21 protein-coding genes and 1 pseudogene are annotated in these 22,424 nt (G+C 63.1%); 1 reads left to right on the top strand and 21 read right to left on the bottom strand.

The genetic code is table 11. The features are described from left to right. Positions 1-71 precede the first annotated feature (71 nt). The 14 genes and pseudogenes from rplE to rpsJ form a co-directional block, all read right to left on the bottom strand. Entirely contained in the window at positions 72-653 is a 582-nt protein-coding gene (rplE, locus tag ABFP37_RS02900) for a 50S ribosomal protein L5 (RefSeq protein ID WP_347032674.1), read from the bottom strand. After that, the gene (rplX, locus tag ABFP37_RS02895) at positions 653-1,012 is read right to left on the bottom strand and encodes a 50S ribosomal protein L24 (protein WP_078027233.1); all 360 of its coding nucleotides are present in this window, start codon (positions 1,010-1,012) and stop codon (positions 653-655) included. Before rplX ends, rplE begins: the two co-directional genes overlap by 1 nt. A 3-nt stretch (positions 1,013-1,015) precedes the next feature. After that, positions 1,016-1,384 (bottom strand): 50S ribosomal protein L14, encoded by a 369-nt coding sequence (gene rplN, locus ABFP37_RS02890; protein WP_003803789.1) that lies wholly within the window; start codon positions 1,382-1,384, stop codon positions 1,016-1,018. Positions 1,385-1,827: 443 nt separating this feature from the next. Beyond that, a complete protein-coding gene (gene rpsQ / locus ABFP37_RS02885) occupies positions 1,828-2,112 on the bottom strand; it encodes a 30S ribosomal protein S17 (protein ID WP_242633268.1) in 285 nt (94 codons plus the stop codon). Between the two features lie 140 nt (positions 2,113-2,252). Continuing rightward, positions 2,253-2,465, bottom strand: a pseudogene (gene rpmC, locus ABFP37_RS02880) (50S ribosomal protein L29); the annotation flags it as partial. Positions 2,466-2,467: 2 nt separating this feature from the next. Continuing rightward, complete coding sequence (gene rplP, locus ABFP37_RS02875; RefSeq protein ID WP_078027236.1) at positions 2,468-2,884, bottom strand: 50S ribosomal protein L16; 417 nt, start codon at positions 2,882-2,884, stop codon at positions 2,468-2,470. After that, positions 2,885-3,730, bottom strand: coding sequence for a 30S ribosomal protein S3 (rpsC, locus tag ABFP37_RS02870; RefSeq protein ID WP_078027237.1), 846 nt, complete (start codon positions 3,728-3,730; stop codon positions 2,885-2,887). It lies immediately after the preceding gene. Continuing rightward, positions 3,731-4,096, bottom strand: coding sequence for a 50S ribosomal protein L22 (gene rplV / locus ABFP37_RS02865; RefSeq protein ID WP_003803798.1), 366 nt, complete (start codon positions 4,094-4,096; stop codon positions 3,731-3,733). A 38-nt stretch (positions 4,097-4,134) separates the two neighbouring features. Further along, positions 4,135-4,416 carry a 30S ribosomal protein S19 gene (rpsS, locus tag ABFP37_RS02860; RefSeq protein WP_011692805.1) on the bottom strand — a complete coding sequence of 94 codons (282 nt, stop codon included), beginning with the start codon at positions 4,414-4,416 and terminating at the stop codon, positions 4,135-4,137. Positions 4,417-4,428: 12 nt separating this feature from the next. Then, a complete protein-coding gene (rplB, locus tag ABFP37_RS02855) occupies positions 4,429-5,268 on the bottom strand; it encodes a 50S ribosomal protein L2 (RefSeq protein WP_078027238.1) in 840 nt (279 codons plus the stop codon). 29 nt (positions 5,269-5,297) lie between these two features. Beyond that, positions 5,298-5,603, bottom strand: coding sequence for a 50S ribosomal protein L23 (gene rplW / locus ABFP37_RS02850; protein ID WP_011692807.1), 306 nt, complete (start codon positions 5,601-5,603; stop codon positions 5,298-5,300). Continuing rightward, entirely contained in the window at positions 5,600-6,220 is a 621-nt protein-coding gene (rplD, locus tag ABFP37_RS02845) for a 50S ribosomal protein L4 (RefSeq protein ID WP_056626641.1), read from the bottom strand. Before rplD ends, rplW begins: the two co-directional genes overlap by 4 nt. A 4-nt stretch (positions 6,221-6,224) precedes the next feature. Continuing rightward, positions 6,225-6,875 carry a 50S ribosomal protein L3 gene (rplC, locus tag ABFP37_RS02840; RefSeq protein ID WP_056626643.1) on the bottom strand — a complete coding sequence of 217 codons (651 nt, stop codon included), beginning with the start codon at positions 6,873-6,875 and terminating at the stop codon, positions 6,225-6,227. A gap of 17 nt (positions 6,876-6,892) precedes the next feature. Next, entirely contained in the window at positions 6,893-7,201 is a 309-nt protein-coding gene (gene rpsJ / locus ABFP37_RS02835; RefSeq protein ID WP_003803825.1) for a 30S ribosomal protein S10, read from the bottom strand. Positions 7,202-7,635: 434 nt separating this feature from the next. On the opposite strand from rpsJ, the gene ABFP37_RS02830 reads away from it, so the two are divergent. Continuing rightward, positions 7,636-9,084, top strand: a complete 1,449-nt coding sequence (locus ABFP37_RS02830; RefSeq protein ID WP_078027239.1) for a GH1 family beta-glucosidase — start codon at positions 7,636-7,638, stop codon at positions 9,082-9,084. A gap of 8 nt (positions 9,085-9,092) precedes the next feature. Here the strand turns inward: ABFP37_RS02830 and ABFP37_RS02825 are convergent, their stop codons facing one another. The 7 genes from ABFP37_RS02825 to ABFP37_RS02795 all read right to left on the bottom strand — a co-directional run bounded on the left by ABFP37_RS02825 (position 9,093) and on the right by ABFP37_RS02795 (position 22,408). Beyond that, on the bottom strand, positions 9,093-9,218 hold the full coding sequence (locus ABFP37_RS02825) for a hypothetical protein (RefSeq protein ID WP_260680601.1): 126 nt from the start codon (positions 9,216-9,218) through the stop codon (positions 9,093-9,095). A 47-nt stretch (positions 9,219-9,265) separates the two neighbouring features. After that, the gene (locus ABFP37_RS02820) at positions 9,266-13,480 is read right to left on the bottom strand and encodes a hypothetical protein (RefSeq protein WP_347032670.1); all 4,215 of its coding nucleotides are present in this window, start codon (positions 13,478-13,480) and stop codon (positions 9,266-9,268) included. Between the two features lie 164 nt (positions 13,481-13,644). After that, a complete protein-coding gene (gene tuf / locus ABFP37_RS02815; protein ID WP_078027241.1) occupies positions 13,645-14,835 on the bottom strand; it encodes an elongation factor Tu in 1,191 nt (396 codons plus the stop codon). Positions 14,836-15,082: 247 nt separating this feature from the next. After that, complete coding sequence (gene fusA, locus ABFP37_RS02810; protein ID WP_347032669.1) at positions 15,083-17,197, bottom strand: elongation factor G; 2,115 nt, start codon at positions 17,195-17,197, stop codon at positions 15,083-15,085. A gap of 68 nt (positions 17,198-17,265) precedes the next feature. Then, entirely contained in the window at positions 17,266-17,736 is a 471-nt protein-coding gene (gene rpsG, locus ABFP37_RS02805) for a 30S ribosomal protein S7 (protein ID WP_011692813.1), read from the bottom strand. A gap of 1 nt (position 17,737) precedes the next feature. Then, a complete protein-coding gene (gene rpsL, locus ABFP37_RS02800; RefSeq protein ID WP_018773658.1) occupies positions 17,738-18,112 on the bottom strand; it encodes a 30S ribosomal protein S12 in 375 nt (124 codons plus the stop codon). A 396-nt stretch (positions 18,113-18,508) separates the two neighbouring features. Beyond that, positions 18,509-22,408: a DNA-directed RNA polymerase subunit beta' gene (locus ABFP37_RS02795; RefSeq protein WP_078027243.1), complete on the bottom strand. Its 3,900-nt coding sequence runs from the start codon at positions 22,406-22,408 to the stop codon at positions 18,509-18,511. Between the last annotated feature and the right edge of the window lie 16 nt (positions 22,409-22,424).

The following is a 22,424-nucleotide window of genomic DNA, read 5'->3' as shown; positions in this document are numbered from 1 at the left end:
CCCTTCCTCGTAACGGTTTCCGCCACCCTGTTCCTGAGGAACCAGGGAGGCCGGACCTTTTACGTAGCTAATTAAGCTTCGGTTTTGAACGGGAAACCAAGCGCCTTGAGCAGCGCGCGGCCTTCGTCGTCGGTCTTGGCGGTGGTCACAACCGTGATGTCCATACCGCGAACGCGGTCGATGGAATCCTGGTCGATCTCGTGGAACATAACCTGCTCGGTCAGACCGAAGGTGTAGTTGCCGTTGCCATCGAACTGCTTGCCGCTGAGGCCGCGGAAGTCACGGATACGCGGCAGAGCCAGCGTGACCAGACGGTCCACGAATTCCCACATGCGGTCGCCACGCAGGGTTGCGTGTGCGCCGATGGGCATGCCTTCGCGCAGCTTGAACTGTGCGATCGACTTACGGGCCTTGGTTACCTGCGGCTTCTGGCCGGTGATCAGGGTGAGGTCGCGGACAGCGCCGTCGATCAGCTTGGAGTCCTTGGCGGCATCTCCAACACCCATGTTCACAACAACCTTGACCAGACGGGGAACCTGGTTAACGTTCTGGTACTTGAATTCCTCAAGAAGCGTGTTCTTGATGGAATCCGCGTACTTGGTCTTCAGACGAGGAACGATCTTCGTTGCCGGAGTCTCGAGAGTCTCAGTCATTAGATGTCCTTCCCTGAGCTCTTGGCCACGCGGATGCGTACTTCGCGCTGCTTGCCGTTGCGCTCAACGGTTTCAGTGCGGAAGCCGACGCGGGTGGGCTTCTTGGTGGACGGGTCAACCAGAGCCACGTTGGAAATGTGGATCGGGGCTTCAACAACCTCGATGCCACCAGTCTTGGTGCCGCGCTGCGACTGACCGACCTTGGTGTGCTTGGTTACGCGGTTGACGCCTTCAACCAGCACGCGGTTGGTGTCGGTGAACACGCGCAGAACCTTGCCCTGCTTGCCACGGTCGCCGCCGCGCTCAGCCTTGGCGCCAGTGATGACCTGAACCAGGTCACCCTTTTTGATCTTAGCCATGGACTAGAGCACCTCCGGAGCCAGAGAAACGATCTTCATGAACTTCTTGTCACGAAGTTCACGACCAACCGGTCCGAAGATACGGGTGCCGCGGGGGTCACCGTCGTTCTTCAGGATCACAGCTGCGTTCTCGTCAAACTTGATGTAGGAACCATCCGCACGGCGGCGTTCCTTCTTGGTACGGACGATGACAGCCTTGACGACATCGCCCTTCTTTACGTTGCCGCCCGGGATTGCGTCCTTGACGGTAGCGACGATGACGTCGCCAATGCCTGCGTAGCGACGGCCAGATCCACCGAGAACGCGAATGGTAAGGATTTCCTTAGCACCCGTGTTGTCGGCGACCTTGAGTCGCGACTCCTGCTGAATCACTATTTACTCCTTGCGTCGCGCCGGTTCTCAGACCGAAAATCTTCCTACGGAATGAGCCTTGCGGAACGGTTGATCGGGGTGTCTCTTGACCTGCCTGGATTTTGCCAGACCAGGCCTAAACGCCCGTGCCAAAAACATTTGCTTCCCAAGCCCATCCAGGCGCAAGGGGGCACTATGCCGTGGCACGATTGTTTACGAGGTTTGCTGACGGCGCACAGAAGGCGCCATACAAACTCAATATCCTAGCACATCGCGGACCCAGCTCCATATCACAGCCCCAGCCCGTTGTCACAGCCGTGAAGGCTCCGCTGACCGCACGACGACGTCATGCACCGCAGGCTTTTGGCTTGCCGGAAGAACCTGCCGGACAACGCGGAAACCCCCGCTCCCAAAGGGAACGGGGGTTTCCGGTACAGCGGCTGTTGCCAGCGAGGCTGCAGGTGTTACTTAGCCTTCTCGAGGATCTCCACGAGCCGCCAGTTCTTCGTGGCGGACAGCGGGCGGGTCTCGGCGATGACAACCAGGTCGCCGATGCCGGCGCTGTTCTCTTCGTCGTGAGCCTTGACCTTCGAGGTACGGCGGATGACCTTGCCGTACAGGGCGTGCTTCACGCGGTCTTCAACCTGGACAACGATGGTCTTTTCCATCTTGTCCGAAACCACGTAGCCGCGACGCGTCTTACGGTAACCGCGCTGCTCAGCCGTAGCTGCCGTAGCAGTTTCCGTCACGTTCTCGTCCTTTTCACTCACTTGGCGTCCTCCTCGGTCTCAGCCTCGGCCGGCTTTTCAGCCTTCTCAGCCTTGGCTGCGGACTTCTTGGACTTCTTTTCTTCCTTGGCTTCCACAACCGGTGCGGCAACCTCGGCACGAATGCCCAGTTCACGCTCACGGAGAACGGTGTAGATGCGGGCGATGTCCTTCTTTACCGCGCGCAGACGACCGTGGTTCTCCAGCTGACCGGTGGCTGACTGGAAACGGAGGTTGAACAGCTCCTCCTTAGCCTTACGGAGTTCTTCAACGAGACGCTCGTTATCGAATCCGTCCAGCTGTGCAGGTGCAAGTTCCTTTGACCCAACTGCCATTTCTATTCACCACCTTCGCGACGCACAATGCGTGCCTTCAACGGGAGCTTGTGGATCGCCAGGCGCAGGGCCTCGCGAGCTACCTCATCACTGACACCGGACAGTTCAAAGAGAACCCGACCCGGCTTGACATTCGAGACCCACCATTCCGGAGAACCCTTACCGGAACCCATACGGGTTTCGGCAGGCTTCTTCGTCAGAGGGCGGTCCGGATAAATGTTGATCCAGACCTTGCCGCCACGCTTGATGTGGCGGGTCATGGCAATACGAGCAGACTCGATCTGACGGTTCGTGACGTAAGCCGGGCTCAGGGCCTGGATACCCCACTCACCGAAGGAGACCTTGGTGCCGCCCGTAGCAGCGCCGGAACGACCCGGGTGGTGCTGCTTACGGTGCTTGACTCGACGTGGGATAAGCATTTAAGCCTGTCCTCCTTCTGCTGCCTGTGCCGGTGCGGCAGAAGCGGCCTCGGCTGCCGGAGCCTCTGCAGCAGCAGGTGCTGCTTCGGCTGCCGGACGGTCGGTACGACGGCGGCGGTCACCACGGTCAGCGCCGCCCGGGCGGCCCGGACGGTCGCCGCCACGGCCACGGGACGGAGCAGCAGCTGCCTGCTGAGCCAGTTCCTTGGAGGTGACGTCACCCTTGTAGATCCAGACCTTCACGCCGATGCGGCCGAAGGTGGTCTTGGCTTCGTAGAAGCCGTAGTCGATGTTCGCGCGGAGGGTGTGCAGGGGCACACGGCCTTCGCGGTAGAACTCCGAGCGGGACATTTCAGCGCCACCCAGACGACCGGAGCAAGCGATACGGATACCCTTTGCACCGGCACGCTGTGCGGACTGCATGGCCTTCTTCATCGCACGGCGGAAAGCCACGCGGGAAGTCAGCTGCTCAGCAACGCCCTGGGCAACAAGCTGTGCTTCCATCTCGGGGTTCTTGACCTCGAGGATGTTCAGCTGAACCTGCTTGCCGGTGAGCTTTTCGAGCTCGCCGCGGATGCGGTCTGCTTCTGCGCCGCGGCGGCCGATAACGATGCCCGGACGTGCCGTGTGGATGTCCACGCGGACGCGGTCACGGGTGCGCTCGATCTCGACCTTGGCGATACCGGCGCGCTCCATGCCAACCGACATGAGCTGGCGGATGCGGATGTCTTCGCGAACGAAGTCCTTGTACCGCTGGCCGGCCTTGGTGCTGTCAGCGAACCAGTGCGATACGTGATCGGTGGTGATGCCGAGTCGGAACCCGTGCGGGTTTACTTTCTGTCCCACTTAGCGAGCCTCCTCTTTCTCCGGGGTAGCGACTACCACGGTGATGTGGCTGGTGCGCTTCTTGATCTGAAATGCACGACCCTGAGCACGCGGCTGGAACCGCTTCATGGTCGGGCCTTCATCAACAAACGCTTCGCTGATGATGAGGTCACCTTCGTCAAACGCCACGCCGTCGCGGTCCGCGAGGACCCGGGCGTTGGAGATTGCCGACTGAACTACCTTGAATACCGGCTCAGAAGCTGCCTGGGGGGCAAACTTCAGAATTGCCAGAGCCTCGTTCGCTTGCTTACCACGAACAAGGTTGACGACGCGCCGGGCCTTCATAGGCGTTACGCGGATGTGACGCGCAATTGCCTTGGCTTCCATTGCTTTCCTTCTCTCGTCTTTGACGTAAGTGCAGGCGCCTAGCGGCGCTTGCCCTTACGGTCGTCCTTGACATGGCCGCGGAATGTCCGCGTGGGAGCGAATTCGCCGAGCTTGTGCCCGACCATCGACTCAGTGACAAACACCGGAATGTGCTTGCGTCCGTCATGCACGGCGATCGTGTGCCCGAGCATGTCGGGGATGATCATCGAGCGGCGGGACCAGGTCTTGATGACGTTCTTGGTGCCCTTTTCGTTTTCCCTGTCCACCTTCACAAAGAGGTGCTGGTCAACGAAAGGACCTTTTTTCAGGCTGCGTGGCATGTGTCCAGGCTCCTATCGCTTGTTCTTGCCAGTACGACGACGACGCACAATAAGCTTGTCGCTCTCTTTGTTCGGGCGGCGGGTGCGGCCCTCACGCTTACCGTTCGGGTTGACGGGGTGACGTCCACCGGACGTCTTACCCTCGCCACCACCGTGCGGGTGGTCAACCGGGTTCATGGCGACACCACGGACGGTCGGGCGAACGCCCTTCCACCGCATACGGCCGGCCTTGCCCCAGTTGATGTTCGACTGCTCGGCGTTGCCGACCTCGCCGATCGTGGCGCGGCAGCGCACGTCAACGTTGCGGATTTCGCCGGAAGGCAGACGCAGCTGGGCGAAGCGGCCTTCCTTGGCGACGAGCTGAACAGACGCTCCAGCGGAACGGGCCATCTTGGCGCCGCCACCCGGACGCAGTTCAACTGCGTGGATAACGGTACCCACCGGGATGTTGCGCAGGGGCAGGTTGTTGCCGGGCTTGATGTCAGCGTCGGCACCTGCCTCTACGAAGTCACCCTGGGACAGCTTGTTCGGGGCGATGATGTAACGCTTGGTGCCATCAACGTAGTGCAGGAGGGCGATGCGAGCCGTACGGTTCGGATCGTACTCAATTTCGGCAACGCGGGCGTTGACGCCGTCTTTGTCGTGGCGACGGAAGTCGATCAGACGGTACTGGCGCTTGTGCCCACCACCCTTGTGGCGGGTCGTGATCTTACCGGAGTTGTTACGGCCACCCTTTTTGGGCAGCGGACGTACCAACGACTTTTCCGGCGTCGACCGCGTGATTTCGGTGAAGTCCGCTACGCTCGAGCCGCGACGGCCCGGTGTAGTCGGCTTGTACTTACGGATTCCCATAATTTATTTCCTCGTTAAAGTGGTCTCCGCTACGCGAGCGGACCGCCGAAGATGTCGATAGTGCCTTCTTTGAGGGTCACAATGGCACGCTTGGTGTTCTTGCGGGTACCCCATCCGAATTTGGTGCGCTTGCGCTTACCGGCACGGTTGATGGTGTTGATCGATTCGACCTTGACGGAGAAGATTTTCTCCACGGCCAGCTTGATCTCGGTCTTGTTCGAGCGGGGGTCCACCAGGAAGGTGTACTTGCCCTCATCGATCAGGCCGTAGCTTTTTTCCGAAACAACGGGTGCAAGCACGACGTCGCGCGGGTCTTTGATGGTGGCTGCGCTCACTTGGCATCCTCCTCGTTCTTTGCAGCCTTGTCAGCAACGAATGCTTCGTAGGCAGCCTTGGTGAAGACTACGTCGTCAGAAACGAGAACGTCGTAGGTGTTCAGCTGGTCTGCGTACAGAACGTGAACTTCCTCGAGGTTGCGCACAGACAGTGCAGCAACATCGTTGGCGCGCTCAATGACAACGAGCAGGTTCTTGCGCTCGGAGACGCCGCGCAGCGTTGCCAGTGCTTCCTTGGAGGACGGCTTGTCGCCGGCAACCAGGTCAGCAATGACGTGGATGCGTCCGTTACGGGCGCGGTCAGACAGTGCGCCGCGCAGTGCAGCAGCAATCATCTTCTTGGGGGTCCGCTGGCTGTAGTCACGCGGGGTGGGACCGTGGACAACGCCACCGCCGGTCATGTGCGGAGCACGGATCGAGCCCTGACGGGCGCGGCCGGTACCCTTCTGCTTGAACGGCTTGCGGCCTGCACCGGAAACTTCGGCGCGGGTCTTGGTCTTGTGGGTACCCTGGCGAGCAGCAGCGAGCTGTGCAACGACGACCTGGTGCAGCAGCGGCACGTTGGTCTGTACGTCGAAGATCTCTGCAGGCAGGTCAACCTTGACAGTGCTAGTCATTGAACTAGGCTCCCTTCACGGCGGTGCGTACGAGTACGACCTGGCCGCGGGCGCCGGGGACGGCGCCCTTGATCAGGAGCAGCGACTTCTCGACGTCAACCGCGTGAACAGTGAGGTTCAGCGTGGTGTGACGAACGGCGCCCATGCGGCCGGCCATTTTCATGCCCTTGAAGACGCGGCTCGGGGTGGATGCGCCACCGATTGAACCGGGCTTACGGTGGTTCTTGTGGGCACCGTGGGAAGCTCCAACGCCGTGGAAGCCGTGACGCTTCATAACACCGGCGAAGCCCTTACCCTTGGTGGTGCCAATAACGTCGATCTTCTGGCCGGCTTCGAAGAGCTCTACGGAGAGCTCCTGGCCCAGCTCGTAAGAGTCAGCATCTGCAGTGCGCAGTTCGACGACGTGGCGGCGAGGCGTGACGCCTGCCTTTTCAAAGTGACCAGCCAGCGGCTTGGTGACCTTGCGGGGATCGATCTGGCCGTAGCCGATCTGAACGGCGACGTAGCCATCAGTCTCTGCATTGCGCAGCTGGGTGATGACGTTCGAGTCAGCCTGGACAACAGTGACTGGGATGAGCTTGTTGTTCTCGTCCCAGACCTGGGTCATGCCGAGCTTCGTGCCCAGCAGGCCCTTTACGTTACGGGTTGCGGTCATAGTCTCTCAGCACCTCCCTACAGCTTGATTTCGATGTTCACGTCGGCCGGCAGGTCGAGACGCATAAGCGAGTCAACAGCCTTCGGCGTGGGGTCGATGATGTCGATCAGACGCTTGTGCGTGCGCATTTCGAAGTGCTCGCGGCTGTCCTTGTACTTGTGCGGAGAGCGGATAACGCAGTACACGTTCTTCTCCGTAGGCAGCGGCACGGGGCCCACTACCGTTGCGCCTGCGCGCGTGACCGTCTCAACGATCTTCCGTGCTGAAACGTCAATGACCTCGTGGTCGTATGACTTCAGCCGGATGCGGATTTTTTGTCCCGCCATGTCGCCTGACTCTCTTTCAGTAAATGCTGCTCTGTTTACTTACCTGTTGTATGTGGCTGCCGAAGCATTTGAAGTCGTAACTACCACCCGCCGCACAAGCTGAATCCGGAAGAATCCGGGTTCCTCAACCTGCCGGCGTAACCGACCCCCGCGGTCGGGCGTGTCGCACCTTCGAAGCGTGCGAGCCCGCAGTTCCTTGGGGAGTGGGTTATGTTTGGACTTCCACTTGGACCCTGGCACCCGGCATTATCCGGATCGGGACGCGAAGAAGCGCTTGAACAACTCATCTAGTATGCCGGATTTTATGGTCGGATGCGAATCAGGCCGCTGACCGGCCCGCCGCCCCGGCCCCTGTCCCGCTCCCCCGGTCCCCCGGCCGGCCGCCTGACGGGGCAGTCATTGCCTTCGGCAATCTTCGAATGGATGATAGGTGAATGGCCGTGCAAAATGCTGACGCCGTTAACACTGCCTCCGTGCAGGACCTCGCCGGACGCCTCAGGCCCGATTTTACGCTCGGAGTGGCGGCTGCCGCGTTCCAGATCGAAGGCGCCCTGGCCGCTGGCGGCCGAGGGCCTTCAGGCTGGGACGCCTTCGCGGAGAAACCCGGAAGCATCATGAACGGCCATTCGCCCGCCGTCGCCTGCGATCACTACAACCGCGCCACCGAGGACGTCGCCCTCATGAAGGACCTGGGCATCGACTCCTACCGTTTCTCGATCTCGTGGCCGAGGGTCCAGCCCGACGGGCGGGGCGCGTTCAACACACAAGGCCTGGATTTCTATGACCGGCTGGTGGACCAGCTGCTGGCGGCCGGCATCTCCCCCATGGCCACCCTGTACCACTGGGATACGCCGCTCCCCCTCGAGCACAGCGGCGGCTGGATGAACCGGGCCACGGCCGAACGCTTTGCGGAGTACGCCGCCGCGGCGGGAAAGCGGCTCGGCGACCGCGTGGCGCAGTGGGTCACGCTCAACGAGCCCGTGTCCGTGACGCTCAACGGCTACGCGCTGGGCGTGCATGCGCCCGGGCGGGATCTGCTGTTCAACGCACTGCCGTCGGTCCACCACCAGCTGCTGGGCCACGGGCTCGCCGTCCAGGCGCTGCGGGCAGGCGGCGTGACCGGAGGAATCGGCGTCACCAACCTGCATTCCCCGGTGCGCCCGGCATCCCGGAAGCTGACCGACCGGCTGCTGGCCAAGGTGTTTGACCTTGTCTTGAACCGCGTCTACGCGGATCCCATTCTTCTGGGCCGCTATCCGAAGCCGCCCCTGGCCGCCCGGCACTGGTTCAAGTCCTTGTCCAAGGCGTCCGACGACGACCTCCGCCTGATCAGCCAACCGCTGGACTTCTACGGCGTGAACTACTACTACCCGGTGAAGGTCGCCGCCGGGCAGGGCCCGCCTGACACCCCGGCGGGCACGTCCCATGCCATGATGCGGGTGCCGTTCCACCTGGCGGCCTTCCCCGAGTACGCCACCACGGGGTTCGGCTGGCCGGTGGCACCCGAGCACCTGGGCATCCTGCTGCGCGAACTCAAGGACCGGTACGGCGCAGCCCTGCCGCCGCTCTACATCACGGAAAGCGGCGCGAGCTTTCCCGAGCCCGAGCACGTGACCGGCCCCATCGCCGACTCCAGGCGCATCGACTACCTGGCTCATCACCTCGACCAGGCCGTGGCTTCCACCGCACCCGGCGGCATTGCCCATGACGTGGAACTGCTCGGTTACTACGTGTGGACGCTGATGGACAACTTCGAATGGGCGGCCGGGTACTCGCAGCGCTTCGGCCTGGTGCACGTGGACTTCGAAACGCTGAAGCGAACGCCCAAGAAGTCCTTCTACTGGCTGCAGTCCCTTAGCCGGGCCAGGAAAGCCCTGGCCTGAACACAGCGTTATTTGTTCTTGTTGGCCCTGTTGATGCGCTTTGCGCGTTCAATCTCGTTGCGGAAATTCTTCTTCGCCCAGAAGGCGCCAGCCACAACCGCTACGACCACGATCAGGAAAATCAGCCATTCCATGATGTGCCCCTCTCTTTGCTTGCAACGATATCAGGGCAGCGGCTTCGCTATTCCGTGCCGGCGGGCCTGCTGCGGCTGAGCCGCCAAATCGCCAGCGCGATGAGCCCCACGGCGATCAGGGCCAGCAGAACGTACGTGTACTGGCGCATCGCCCACATGATGCAGAGCGTCACTCCGGCGGCACCCCACCACACAAGCATCCGCTCGCCGTAGCCGAGCCCAACCACCAGAAGCGCGGCAAAGAAGGCCAGCACCCACAGCTGCTGGGCCGCATCTCCGCCGAAAATCACCAGGACGCCGCTCACCGAGAGCAGACCGGCGGCCAGGCCCTGATACAGCCGCCCGCCGTCGCGGAGGCCGGCCCGGTACCGCAGCACGCCAAGCACCGCGGCCAGGACGACGTACCACTGCGCCGTCCAGAAGGGATCGGGCCACGAGGAATGCGGCCAGAACGACGCATCGAACCGGTTCCCGTTCAGCTCGGCTGGCCCTGCAGGGAGAGCCCCGCCAAAGAGGGCCGCGCGCTGGACAGCAGCGGTCACCGCCAAGGAACCCAGCTCCGCCGCGAGCCTGCGCGCCCGCACTGGCACCTCGAGCCAAATCACGACGGCGGCCATGGCCACCAGCGCCGCGCCGGCCCAGGATGTTGCGCTGTAGGCCAGTCCCGCCAGACCCGCGACGGCAAGGCCCGGGACTGCCGCGGCGACGAGCGACAGGGAGCGCACGTCCCGGCCGCTCTCCGTTGACGGATCCTGCGCTGAGCGGGCCGGGGCAGGGCGGCCAGCCGGTGCCTGCAGTGCGCGGCGGGCCAATTCAGCCGAGTAGAGTGCGGCCGCCGCGGTTCCGCAGCCTGCAAGCCAGGGCAGGTAGAACCCCCAGGGGCCGGAGACGTCCGCGAAAATCTCGTCAACCGTCATGGTGGCCCCTGCCAGCGCGGCCAGGACGGCCGGCACGTAGAAGCCGGGCAGGCCTTCCACATGGGATGCCGCGAAGCACGCCGCGGCCAGGCCCACCACGGCCGCCCCGGCAATCCAGTCCGCGGCTGGCGGGGCCAGCATGGCCGATGACGTCCCAAAAGAGCCCGCCGCCGCCAGCCACAGCCAGCGGTCAACACCACCCGTATTCCGGTCCCGGCGCAGTATGCCGCTGGCAGTGGCGGCCACGGACAGGCCCAGCAGCAGCACGGCGACGCCTTCATGGCTCAGCACCGGCGCGGACAGCAGCACGGTGGGATCTCCCGACGCCGGAAACCTCAGCAGGGGCCCCAGCGCCACCACGGCGAACAACGCAGCGTACAGCCCCAGGTAAACAGCGCCCCGCGCGGCGAACAGGCGCCCGGCCGCGGCGACGGAAAGCAGCAGCAGAAGGAGGGTCAACAGCAGCACCCAGCGTCCGCCGTCGTCCGCCCCTGATCCCGCCCCGAAGGGCCGCGCAACGTAGGCCAGCGGCAGTGCTGTCTGCCCGGCGAGGGTGACCCATACTGCTGCCTGCTGGAAAGGCACCTCGGCCAGCCGGTGCCGCATGAGCCAGCGGATGACGTGCTGGGCCGCGAAGACGAGCGCGAATGTCACCGCGACAACCGTGGGCGAGGCCGAGACGTCGTAGCTCAGCACCACCGCCAGGGCAGCGGTCAGCACCCGGGCGGCAGCGAAATAGCCGCCCCGCAGAAGCCGGTCCTGCACCGCGGCCACCATCACCGCACTGAACGCCGCGAAGATACCCAGCAGCATCTCGATCCCGGGGAGGCTCTCCCGGCGCAGCAACAGCAGCACCGCAAACGCGGAGGGGGCGAAGGCCACTGCCCATGGGTGGGCCCGCAGAATGTAGCCCGCCGCCGCCGCCGCGCCGCCGGCCAGGAGCAAGGTTGTGAAAGTCACCTGCCACGACCGCGCGGCTTCCGACCCGGCCGCCCTGCTGCTCAGCTCGGCGATCATGACAGCCGCCGCCTGCAGGGCAAGGACAGCCGCGGCGTCGGCAAACACATGCCTCGGAACCGGGCCGCGCCACCCTTCCCGGAGGGGAACGATCAGCTGGAGGACGAGTGCCACGGCCAGGACCGTAACGGGCGCCAGCGCTTCCCCGCCCACCAGGACGGGGCCGCCCACCTGCTGAACCTGATGGAACACGGTGAGCGTCAGCACCGTTGCTGACGCCCGGCTCATCCACCAATAGCAGCGCCGGGGCACCGGCCGGGAAGTCCTGGCGGCCGTCGCCGCAACGTAGGCGGTGACCAGCAGGAGCATGGCATTCCCAAGGCCGAAGGAAACGGCGTCGAACGCCAGCGGCACGGCCACCGCTGCAACGGCCAGCGGCACGGCCTCGGCGACCGACAGTCGCCAGGGCTGCCCGGCTTCCAATCGGGGGAACAGCAACAGGCCAACCGCCAACGACGTGACGAGCTGCGCAGCGATGGCGGTGCCGGCGAGGTGGCCGTCCGCTATCGGCGTGGGGAAGGATTCCTGATGGCCCAGCGTCAGAACTGTCATGGCTGCAACGCCTGCGCCGGTGAAGCAGGCCAGGCTGGTCTCAGGCGTGAGGGTCCGCATGCGCGTCCGGATCAGCACAGCTGTGGCGAGCTGCTGCAGCGCAAGGACCAGGCACAGCGCCAGGACGGCATACGAAGACCGGGCGTCGTTGTCCTCGCCGACGACGGCGGCGGTCAGAACGGGGGCTGCCAGTGTCACGGTGACGCGGGCGGCAAGGACGAAGTGGTGGCGCAGCACTTCCGCGGCAGGGAGTGCACGGACGGCCCAGAAAGCCGCTCCGGCAAGCAGCAGGCCGGTGAGCTGCCACGCTCCGAGCCAGTCCGCCAGCAGCCCACCCATGACCAGCGCTGCGGCCGGGGCCCACTCCGCTTCTCCGCGCAATTTCCAGGCCAGGACTCCGCCGGTGGCCAATGCCAGCAGCGCAGGAGCCCACAGCGGAAGGCTTCCCGCTGCGGGCGCATGTCCGAAGAAGTCGTCCTGGCGTTGCGCCAGCGCAAGGACCACTGTCAACAGAAGCTGCAGCCCAAAGGTGATGAGCGTGTCGAGCCGCCAACCGCGGTGGTGCACGAGGCCGGCGAGCCGCGCCGGTAGCCGCCCGGCAGCCAGGGCCGCCAACAGCACCTGGACGGACAACGCCACGACGGCGGCGGCGATGGCGGCGCTCCCCCGGTCAGTCAGCTCCCAGACGGCGGCGGCTGCCGCTAGGGTCAGGCTGGCCCGGGCGGCGATGAACTGCGGCCGGCGGAACATAGCTCCCGGCATCATGGAGATCACGACGAAATAGCATCCGCACATGGCCATGATCCGGGCGTAGTCACCGCGTCCCAGCACCAGCGGCACCAGGGTGGCAGCCACGGCGACGGCCGGGACGATAAACGGATGCAGCTCAGCAAGCGGCCTGACGTAGACCGGCGGCACCCACTTCGGCCTATGGATGGCCAGCACCGTGAAGCAGACAGCCACCCCTATCAGTGCCGTGAAGTACCAGAGGAGCGCTCCGCCAAGAACCGACACTCCGGACCAGGCCGTGGAGACCACGATAGTCATTGACAGATAGACGAGGACACGGCTCTCAAGCCTGACGGCCGCCAGGACATAAGCGGCCGTGCCCACAACCGACGTGACCAGCCACGAAAGGGGGCCATTGTGAACAGCAAGGCTGAACATGGCCAGGCCCGTCACCGGGATAAGTGCCAGGCCGGTTCCGGAGAAGGCGACGGCGGCAGGCTTCAGCCGCGGGGCTTTGGCATGCAACACCAGGCCGGCCGCGTAGAACAGCGCCATGATGGTGCAGGCACCCGCAAAGCGAAGCGGCACGGGCAGCCCGGCACCGATGAACAGAGCACCCGCCGCCACGAGCAGCAAGCTGGCGATGTAGAGCGTGACGTTGATGTTCTGCTGTTCGCGCCGCGCCCGGAGTGCCTGCCGATCGGCCAGTACTTGGGCCTCATCGCGAGCGGGAACAGACGGATACGCGGGCAAAGCGGCGGGCGGAAGCCGGAGCGGGCCGCCCGCCGGCAGCCTCGGCTGGCCGGCAGGCGCCGGGGGTCCGGGGTGGACAGCCTTAGGTTCGGCGCGGGCAGGCGCCGGAGCCTCGGCGCGGGCAGCCGGCGGGTATGGATGCAGCGGACCCTCGACGGTAGGCTGCTGCTGGCTTGACCGGGTCGGCCGGGCGGCCGCGGGCTTCGCCGCGGAACTCGCCAGGGCGTCTCGCCACCCTTGCACATGGCCTGCCCTGAAGCCGGCACGGTATGCCTCGTCCGCGGAATTCCACATGCCGGTGCCTCCAGGAGGGTCGCTAACGGCGCAGCCTGCTCCGCACGAATTAATCCAATGAATGGATTAAGCATAGCAAAAAACAGCCCCGCTGCTAGTGCAGCGGGGCTGTTTAGAAGATCATGTCAGGCCGGAGCCGGACATCGACCCATGATCAGCAAGTACTACTTGATGATCTTGGTAACGCGTCCCGAACCAACGGTGCGGCCGCCTTCGCGGATAGCGAAGCCGAGGCCCTCTTCCATGGCGATGGGCTGGATGAGCGCAACGGTCATCTCAGTGTTGTCGCCAGGCATAACCATTTCCGTGCCTTCCGGCAGGGTGATAACGCCGGTTACGTCCGTGGTGCGGAAGTAGAACTGCGGGCGGTAGTTGGAGTAGAACGGGTTGTGACGTCCGCCTTCGTCCTTGGAGAGGATGTAGACGTTAGCCTCGAAGTCGGTGTGCGGGGTGATGGAACCCGGCTTGACGACAACCTGGCCACGCTCTACGTCATCGCGCTTCAGACCGCGGAGCAGGAGGCCACAGTTCTCGCCGGCCCATGCTTCGTCGAGCTGCTTGTGGAACATCTCGATACCGGTGACGGTGGTCTTCTGAACCGGACGGATACCGACGATCTCAACCTCAGAGTTGATCGCGAGGGTACCGCGCTCGGCGCGACCCGTCACAACGGTGCCACGACCGGTGATGGTGAAGACGTCTTCGATCGGCATCAGGAAGGGCTTGTCCCGGTCACGTACGGGGTCCGGAACGGACTCGTCGACTGCTTCCATGAGGTCCTCGACGGACTTGACCCAGACGGGGTCGCCTTCGAGAGCCTTCAGACCGGAAACGCGCACAACCGGAGCGTCGTCGCCATCGAAGCCCTGAGCCGAAAGCAGCTCACGAACTTCCATTTCAACGAGGTCCAGCAGCTCTTCGTCGTCGACCATGTCGGACTTGTTCAGTGCGACCAGCAGGTAGGGAACGCCAACCTGGCGGGCAAGCAGAACGTGCTCGCGGGTCTGAGCCATCGGGCCGTCAGTGGCGGCAACCACGAGGATTGCACCGTCCATCTGTGCAGCACCGGTGATCATGTTCTTGATGTAGTCAGCGTGACCGGGAGCGTCTACGTGTGCGTAGTGGCGCTTCTCGGTCTGGTACTCAACGTGAGAGATGTTGATGGTAATGCCGCGCTGACGCTCTTCGGGAGCAGAGTCAATCGACGCGAAGTCGCGCTGCTCGTTGAGAGTCGGGTACTTGTCGTACAGCACCTTGGAAATGGCGGCCGTCAACGTCGTCTTACCGTGGTCAACGTGACCAATGGTACCGATGTTAACGTGCGGCTTAGTCCGCTCGAACTTTGCCTTTGCCACAGGTTCCTCCTAGAACGTTTTCAAATGACTTACCCTTCGACCGCGCTTGTCGCGGCAGAAACTCCAGTAAGTCTACTTGGGGGGCTTTGGATTGGTGAAATTGCAGATTCAGGAACTAATACTAGTCCCTCGAGCCTGTTCGCACAGACGGCCGGATCCGGTCAGGACCGGGAACCGGCCGCCTGTACCAGGTGAACTTCCGCTACCGGAAACGCACCCGAGTTTGTCGCTTCGAAAGTCCGGTGGACTATTCGCCGCGGGTCTTCTGGATGATCTCGTCGGCAAAAGCCTTCGGGACCTCGGCGTAGCTGTGGAACGTCATGGAGTACACAGCGCGGCCCTGGGTCTTCGAACGCAGGTCACCGATGTAACCGAACATGCCGGACAGCGGGACGTGAGCACGGATGACCTTGACGCCCTGGGCATCTTCCATCGACTGCATCTGGCCACGGCGAGAGTTGAGGTCACCAATAACTTCACCCATGTATTCCTCAGGGGTGCGGACCTCTACATCCATCAGCGGTTCGAGCAGGATGGGGTTCGCCTTACGTGCGGCTTCCTTGAAAGCCATACGTCCGGCAATCTTGAACGCCATTTCCGAGGAGTCAACATCGTGGTACGCGCCGTCAATCAGCGTCGCCTTGATGCCAACGACCGGGTAACCGGCCAGGACGCCGTCGTTCAGTGCATCCTGGATACCGGCGTCAACCGACGGGATGTACTCGCGCGGGACGCGGCCACCAGTGACCTTGTTCTCGAACTCGTACAGCTCGCCGTCGGAAGTGTCCAGCGGCTCGATCGCAATCTGGATCTTTGCGAACTGGCCCGAACCACCGGTCTGCTTCTTGTGCGTGTAGTCGTGACGCTCTACAGCGCGCTTGATGGTTTCGCGGTAAGCGACCTGCGGCTTGCCAACGTTTGCCTCGACCTTGAACTCGCGGCGCATGCGGTCCACCAGGATGTCCAGGTGGAGCTCGCCCATGCCGGCGATGATGGTCTGGCCGGTGTCTTCGTTGAGGGAGACCTGGAAGGTCGGGTCCTCAGCGGAGAGCTTCTGGATGGCCGTGGAGAGCTTCTCCTGGTCACCCTTGGTGTTCGGTTCGATGGCAACCGAGATCACGGGCTCCGGGAAGCTCATGGACTCGAGGACGATCTGGTTGCTGGAGTCGCACAGGGTGTCGCCCGTGGTGGTGTCCTTCAGACCGATGGCTGCGTAGATGTGGCCGGCGGTAGCGCCCTCAACAGGCATTTCCTTGTTGGCGTGCATCTGGAACAGCTTGCCGATGCGCTCCTTCTTGCCCTTGGTGGAGTTGACCACCTGTGCGCCTGCTTCCACGTGACCGGAGTACACGCGGATGAAGGTGAGCTGACCGAAGAACGGGTGCGCAGCAATCTTGAAGGCCAGAGCCGAGAACGGATCCTCGGATGAGGGCGCGCGGGTCAGTTCCTTCTCTTCGTCGCGAGGATCGTGACCGATCATCGGCGGGACGTCGAGCGGGTTCGGCAGGTAGTCGACAACTGCATCGAGCATCGGCTGAACGCCACGGTTCTTGAACGCGGAACCACAGAAGACCGGGTAGATCTCCGAGTTGATGGTCATCTTGCGGATGCCAGCCTTGAGCTCGTCGATGGAGATCTCTTCGCCCTCAAGGTATTTCTCCATGAGTTCTTCGGAGGCCTCTGCAACGGTCTCAATGAGAGTCGCGCGGTATTCCTCGGCCTGGGCCTTGAGGTCTTCCGGGATCTCGCGGATCTCGTACTTGGCGCCCATGGTGACATCACCCTTGGCGTCGCCCGGCCACACCAGTGCGCGCATGTAAAGCAGGTCCACGACGCCGATGAAGTCGTTCTCGGCACCGATGGGCAGCTGCATGACGAGCGGCTTGGCACCGAGGCGGCCGATGATGGTGTCTACGGTGAAGTAGAAGTCAGCACCGAGCTTGTCCATCTTGTTGACGAAGCAGATACGCGGAACGTTGTACTTGTCAGCCTGACGCCAAACAGTCTCGGACTGCGGCTCAACGCCTTCCTTGCCATCGAATACGGCAACTGCACCGTCGAGGACGCGCAGGGAGCGCTCAACCTCAACCGTGAAGTCCACGTGGCCGGGGGTGTCGATGATGTTGATCTGGTTGTTTTCCCAGAAGCAGGTCACGGCGGCAGACGTGATGGTAATGCCGCGTTCCTTTTCCTGTTCCATCCAGTCGGTGGTCGAAGCGCCGTCGTGCGTTTCGCCGATCTTGTGGTTCACACCTGTGTAGAACAGAATGCGCTCGGTGGTGGTGGTCTTGCCGGCATCGATGTGGGCCATGATGCCGATGTTGCGGACCTTACTAAGGTCTGTAAGCACGTCCTGTGCCACGGTGTCTCCCTTTCGGATGGACTACGCGTTCGCCGCCGGCTCAACGAGCCGGCGGCGTACGGGAAGTTTTACCAGCGGTAGTGTGCGAAGGCCTTGTTCGACTCGGCCATCTTGTGGGTGTCTTCGCGACGCTTCACAGCGGCACCGAGACCATTCGAGGCATCCAGGATTTCGTTCTGGAGGCGCTCAGTCATCGTCTTTTCGCGGCGGGCCTTGGAGTAGCCGACCAGCCAACGCAGGGCGAGGGCAGTGGAGCGGCCCGGCTTGACCTCAACGGGAACCTGGTAGGTGGCGCCACCGACACGGCGGGAGCGAACCTCGAGGGAAGGCTTGACGTTCTCCATGGCCTTCTTGAGGGCAGCAACGGGGTCGCCGCCGGACTTGGCGCGTGCACCTTCGAGGGCACCGTAAACGATGCGCTCTGCGGTGGACTTCTTGCCGTCAACCAGCACCTTGTTGATCAGCTGGGTGACCAGCGGGGAGCCGTAAACGGGATCTAGTACGAGCGGCCGCTTGGGGGCCGGACCCTTGCGAGGCATATTACTTCTTCTCCATCTTTGCGCCGTAGCGGCTGCGGGCCTGCTTACGGTTCTTGACACCCTGGGTATCGAGGGCGCCACGGACGATCTTGTAGCGGACACCGGGGAGGTCCTTCACACGACCACCACGAACGAGCACAATGGAGTGCTCCTGGAGGTTGTGGCCTACACCGGGGATGTAGGCGGTGACTTCAATGCCACCGTTAAGGCGCACACGTGCGACCTTACGCAGAGCCGAGTTCGGCTTCTTCGGGGTGGTGGTGTACACGCGGGTGCAAACACCGCGGCGCATCGGGCTGCCGTTAAGCGCGGGAGCCTTGGTCTTTTTGACCTTCGGCGTGCGGCCCTTTCGGACCAGCTGGTTAATCGTAGGCACTTTCGTGTTCTCCGTTTTATCCGGAGCGGCCTCTTACAGCCGCTCTCCTTTTGCTTTGCCCCGCCGCCCGAGCTTTGAAGAAGTCTCCAGAGCAGCTGAGGCGAAGCCTTAATAGTCGGATCGCACACATGGGGAATGACCTGACTCTCGTCTTCAAAGGTCCCTAGGCATGCAAAAATGTGGCATACGTTGCACAAGAACCCTGCAAACCGGAAACGTCGCTCTGGTCCGGCCTTTCGGCTGTCCCGGCGCTCTCATCCACTGCCACAATAACAATTGGTCACAAGTCTAACATGGACAGCCGCCAGACCTTAATCGGCGCGGAATCCGGGGACTAAAGAGCCCCGCTCCCACAGCTGTGGAAACGGGGCCCTTCAGTTCAGGATGACTGACTCGTTAGCGGAAGTCGTTGCCGAGGTCGTAGTCGTCCAGCGGGATGGCGTGGAACTCAGGAGCACCGTCGCCGCCCAGGGTGTCGTAGGAGAAGTCGCTGAATGCGCTCGGACCGGTGAACAGGTTGGCCTTTGCTTCTTCAGTCGGTTCCACCGCGATCTCGGTGTAGCGCGGGAGACCCGTGCCGGCCGGGATGAGCTTACCGATGATGACGTTTTCCTTGAGGCCGAGCAGCGGATCGCTCTTGCCTTCCATGGCCGCCTGCGTCAGGACGCGGGTGGTTTCCTGGAAGGAAGCTGCGGACAGCCAGGACTCGGTGGCCAGCGACGCCTTGGTGATGCCCATGAGCTCAGGACGGCCGGAAGCCGGCGTCTTGCCCTCGGAGACAACGCGGCGGTTGGCATCTTCGAAGCGGCTGCGTTCGGCGAGCTCGCCGGGCAGCAGATCCGAATCGCCGGACTCGATGACCGTGACGCGGCGCAGCATCTGGCGGACGATGACTTCCACGTGCTTGTCGTGGATGCCAATGCCCTGGCTGCGGTACACGCCCTGCACTTCGTCCACAAGGAACTTCTGTGCCGCACGCGGACCCATGATGCGCAGGACCTGCTTCGGATCGACCGGGCCGTTGATGAGCTTCTGGCCCACCGTGACGTGCTGGCCGTCTTCGATCAGGAGGCGTGAACGGCGCAGGACCGGGTACGCAATCTCTTCGGAACCGTCGTCCGGAGTGATGACCAGGCGCATCTGGCGCTCGGACTCTTCGATGGTGATGCGTCCGGCTGCTTCCGCAATCGGCGCCACACCCTTCGGAGTACGTGCTTCGAAGAGCTCCTGGATACGGGGCAGACCCTGGGTGATGTCGTCGCCACCGCTGGCGGAAACAGCACCACCGGTGTGGAACGTACGCATGGTCAGCTGGGTGCCCGGCTCACCGATGGACTGTGCGGCGATAATGCCCACTGCCTCACCAATGTCGACAGTCTTGCCCGTGGCCAGTGAACGGCCGTAGCACAGGGCGCAGGTGCCGACGCTGGACTCACAGGTGAGCACAGAGCGGACCTTGACCTCGGTGATGCCGGCTGCGAACAGCTCGGCGATCACGACGTCGCCGCAGTCGGTGCCGCCGGCTGCCAGGACGTTGCCCTTGGAGTCAACGACATCCACGGCCAGCGTCCGGGCGTAGGCGCTGTTCTCGACGTTCTCGTCCAGAACCAGTTCGCCGTTGGCGTCGGCGACGGCGATGGGCGTCACCAGGCCGCGCTCGGTGCCGCAGTCCTCTTCGCGGACGATGACGTCCTGCGACACGTCCACCAGACGACGGGTCAGGTAACCCGAGTTGGCGGTACGCAGGGCGGTGTCGGCCAGACCCTTACGGGCACCGTGCGTGGCGATGAAGTATTCCAGCACCGACAGGCCCTCGCGGTACGAGGACTTGATCGGACGCGGGATGATCTCACCCTTAGGGTTGGCCACCAGGCCACGGATACCCGCGATCTGACGGACCTGCATCCAGTTACCACGTGCACCGGAGGACACCATGCGGTTGATGGTGTTCATCGGCGAGAGGCTGTCACGCATTGCCTGGGCAATCTCGTTGGTTGCCTTGTTCCAGATCTCGATGAGTTCCTGGCGACGCTCGTCGTCGTCGATCAGGCCCTTGTCGTACTGGCCCTGGATCTTGGCGGCCATGGTTTCGTAACCGGCGAGAATTACCGGCTTGTCCTTGGGCACCTCGATGTCGGAGATGGCAACCGTGACGCCTGAACGCGTGGCCCAGTAGAAGCCGGCATCCTTCAGGTTGTCCAGCGTTGCCGCCGTGACGACCTTCGGGTAGCGCTCTGCCAGGTCATTGACGATCCGGGACAGTTCGCCCTTGTCGGCAACGTCCTCAACCCACGGGTAGTCCTCGGGCAGGGTCTCGTTGAAGAGGACCTGGCCAAGGGAGGTCTCGACCAGCGCGGTCTGACCCGGCTCCCAGCCTTCAGGAGCTTCCCAGCCCGGGTAAGGGACAAAGCCGTCAAGACGGATCTTGACCTTGGAGTTCAGGTGCAGCTCGTGCAGGTCGTAGGCCATGATGGCTTCCGAAACCGAGCCGAAGATCCGGCCTTCGCCAGCTGAACCGACACGCTTGGTGGTCAGGTGGTAGAGGCCGATGATCATATCCTGCGACGGCAGGGTCACCGGACGGCCGTCAGACGGCTTCAGGATGTTGTTCGAGGAGAGCATCAGGATGCGTGCCTCAGCCTGGGCTTCGGGGCTCAGCGGCAGGTGGACTGCCATCTGGTCGCCGTCGAAGTCAGCGTTGAAGGCGCCACAGACCAGCGGGTGAAGCTGGATTGCCTTGCCTTCAACAAGCTGGGGTTCGAACGCCTGGATGCCGAGGCGGTGCAGCGTAGGTGCACGGTTCAGCAGCACAGGGTGCTCGGTGATGATCTCTTCGAGAACGTCCCAGACCTGCGGACGGTAACGCTCGACCATGCGCTTGGCCGACTTGATGTTCTGCGCGTGGTTGAGGTCAACCAGGCGCTTCATCACGAACGGCTTGAAGAGCTCCAGAGCCATCTGCTTGGGCAGGCCGCACTGGTGCAGCTTCAGCTGCGGGCCGACGACGATGACCGAACGGCCGGAGTAGTCGACGCGCTTGCCGAGGAGGTTCTGGCGGAAACGGCCCTGCTTGCCCTTGAGCATGTCGCTCAGGGACTTCAGCGGACGGTTGCCCGGTCCGGTGACCGGACGGCCGCGGCGGCCGTTGTCGAAGAGGCTGTCAACAGCTTCCTGAAGCATGCGCTTCTCGTTGTTGACGATGATCTCCGGAGCACCCAGGTCAAGCAGTCGCTTGAGTCGGTTGTTGCGGTTGATCACACGGCGGTAGAGGTCGTTGAGGTCGGAGGTCGCGAAGCGGCCACCGTCCAGCTGGACCATCGGGCGCAGTTCCGGCGGGATCACCGGGACGGCGTCCAGCACCATGCCGAGCGGGCTGTTGTTGGTGGTCAGGAACGCGTTGACCACCTTCAGGCGCTTCAGGGCGCGGGTCTTGCGCTGGCCCTTGCCGTTGGCGATGATGTCGCGCAGTGAGTCCGACTCGGCCTGCATGTCGAAGTTTTCAAGGCGCTTCTTGATCGCTTCGGCACCCATGGAGCCTTCGAAGTACATGCCGTAGCGGTCGCGCAGTTCGCGGTAGAGGCCTTCGTCGCCTTCGAGGTCTGCGACCTTGAGGTTCTTGAAGCGGTCCCAGACCTGCTCGAGGCGCTCGATCTCGGCGTCGGCACGCTTGCGCACGTTGGCCATCTGGCGGTCGGCGGAGTCGCGGGCCTTCTTCTTGTCGGCAGCCTTGGCGCCTTCGCCTTCGAGACGGGCAAGCTCGTTCTCGAGGTCGCGGGCGATCGTGGCGATGTCGGAGTCGCGGTTGTCGATCAGCTGCTTCTTCTCGATGTCGTGCTCAACCTGCAGGTTGGGCAGTTCCTCGTGGCGGCTGTCGGTGTCGACGCTCGTGATCATGTAGGCAGCGAAGTAGATGACCTTTTCGAGGTCCTTCGGTGCCAGGTCAAGGAGGTAGCCCAGACGGGAGGGAACACCCTTGAAGTACCAGATGTGGGTTACAGGCGCAGCCAGTTCAATGTGGCCCATCCGCTCACGGCGCACCTTGGCACGGGTGACCTCAACGCCACACCGCTCGCAGATGATGCCCTTGAAGCGCACGCGCTTGTACTTGCCGCAGTAGCATTCCCAGTCCCGGGACGGGCCGAAGATCTTCTCGCAGAAGAGGCCGTCCTTCTCGGGCTTGAGCGTGCGGTAGTTGATGGTTTCCGGCTTCTTAACCTCGCCGTACGACCAACCGCGGATGTCTTCCGCGGTGGCGAGGCCGATCTGCATGAGGCCGAAGGAGGATTCGCTGGACATATGGTCCCTGTTCTCT

The organism is Burkholderia sp. RS01, assembly GCF_039748055.1.
GTDB lineage: Bacteria > Actinomycetota > Actinomycetes > Actinomycetales > Micrococcaceae > Arthrobacter.
Note: the sequence above shows the minus strand (reverse complement) of the source record. Positions and strands in the feature narration are given on the sequence as shown.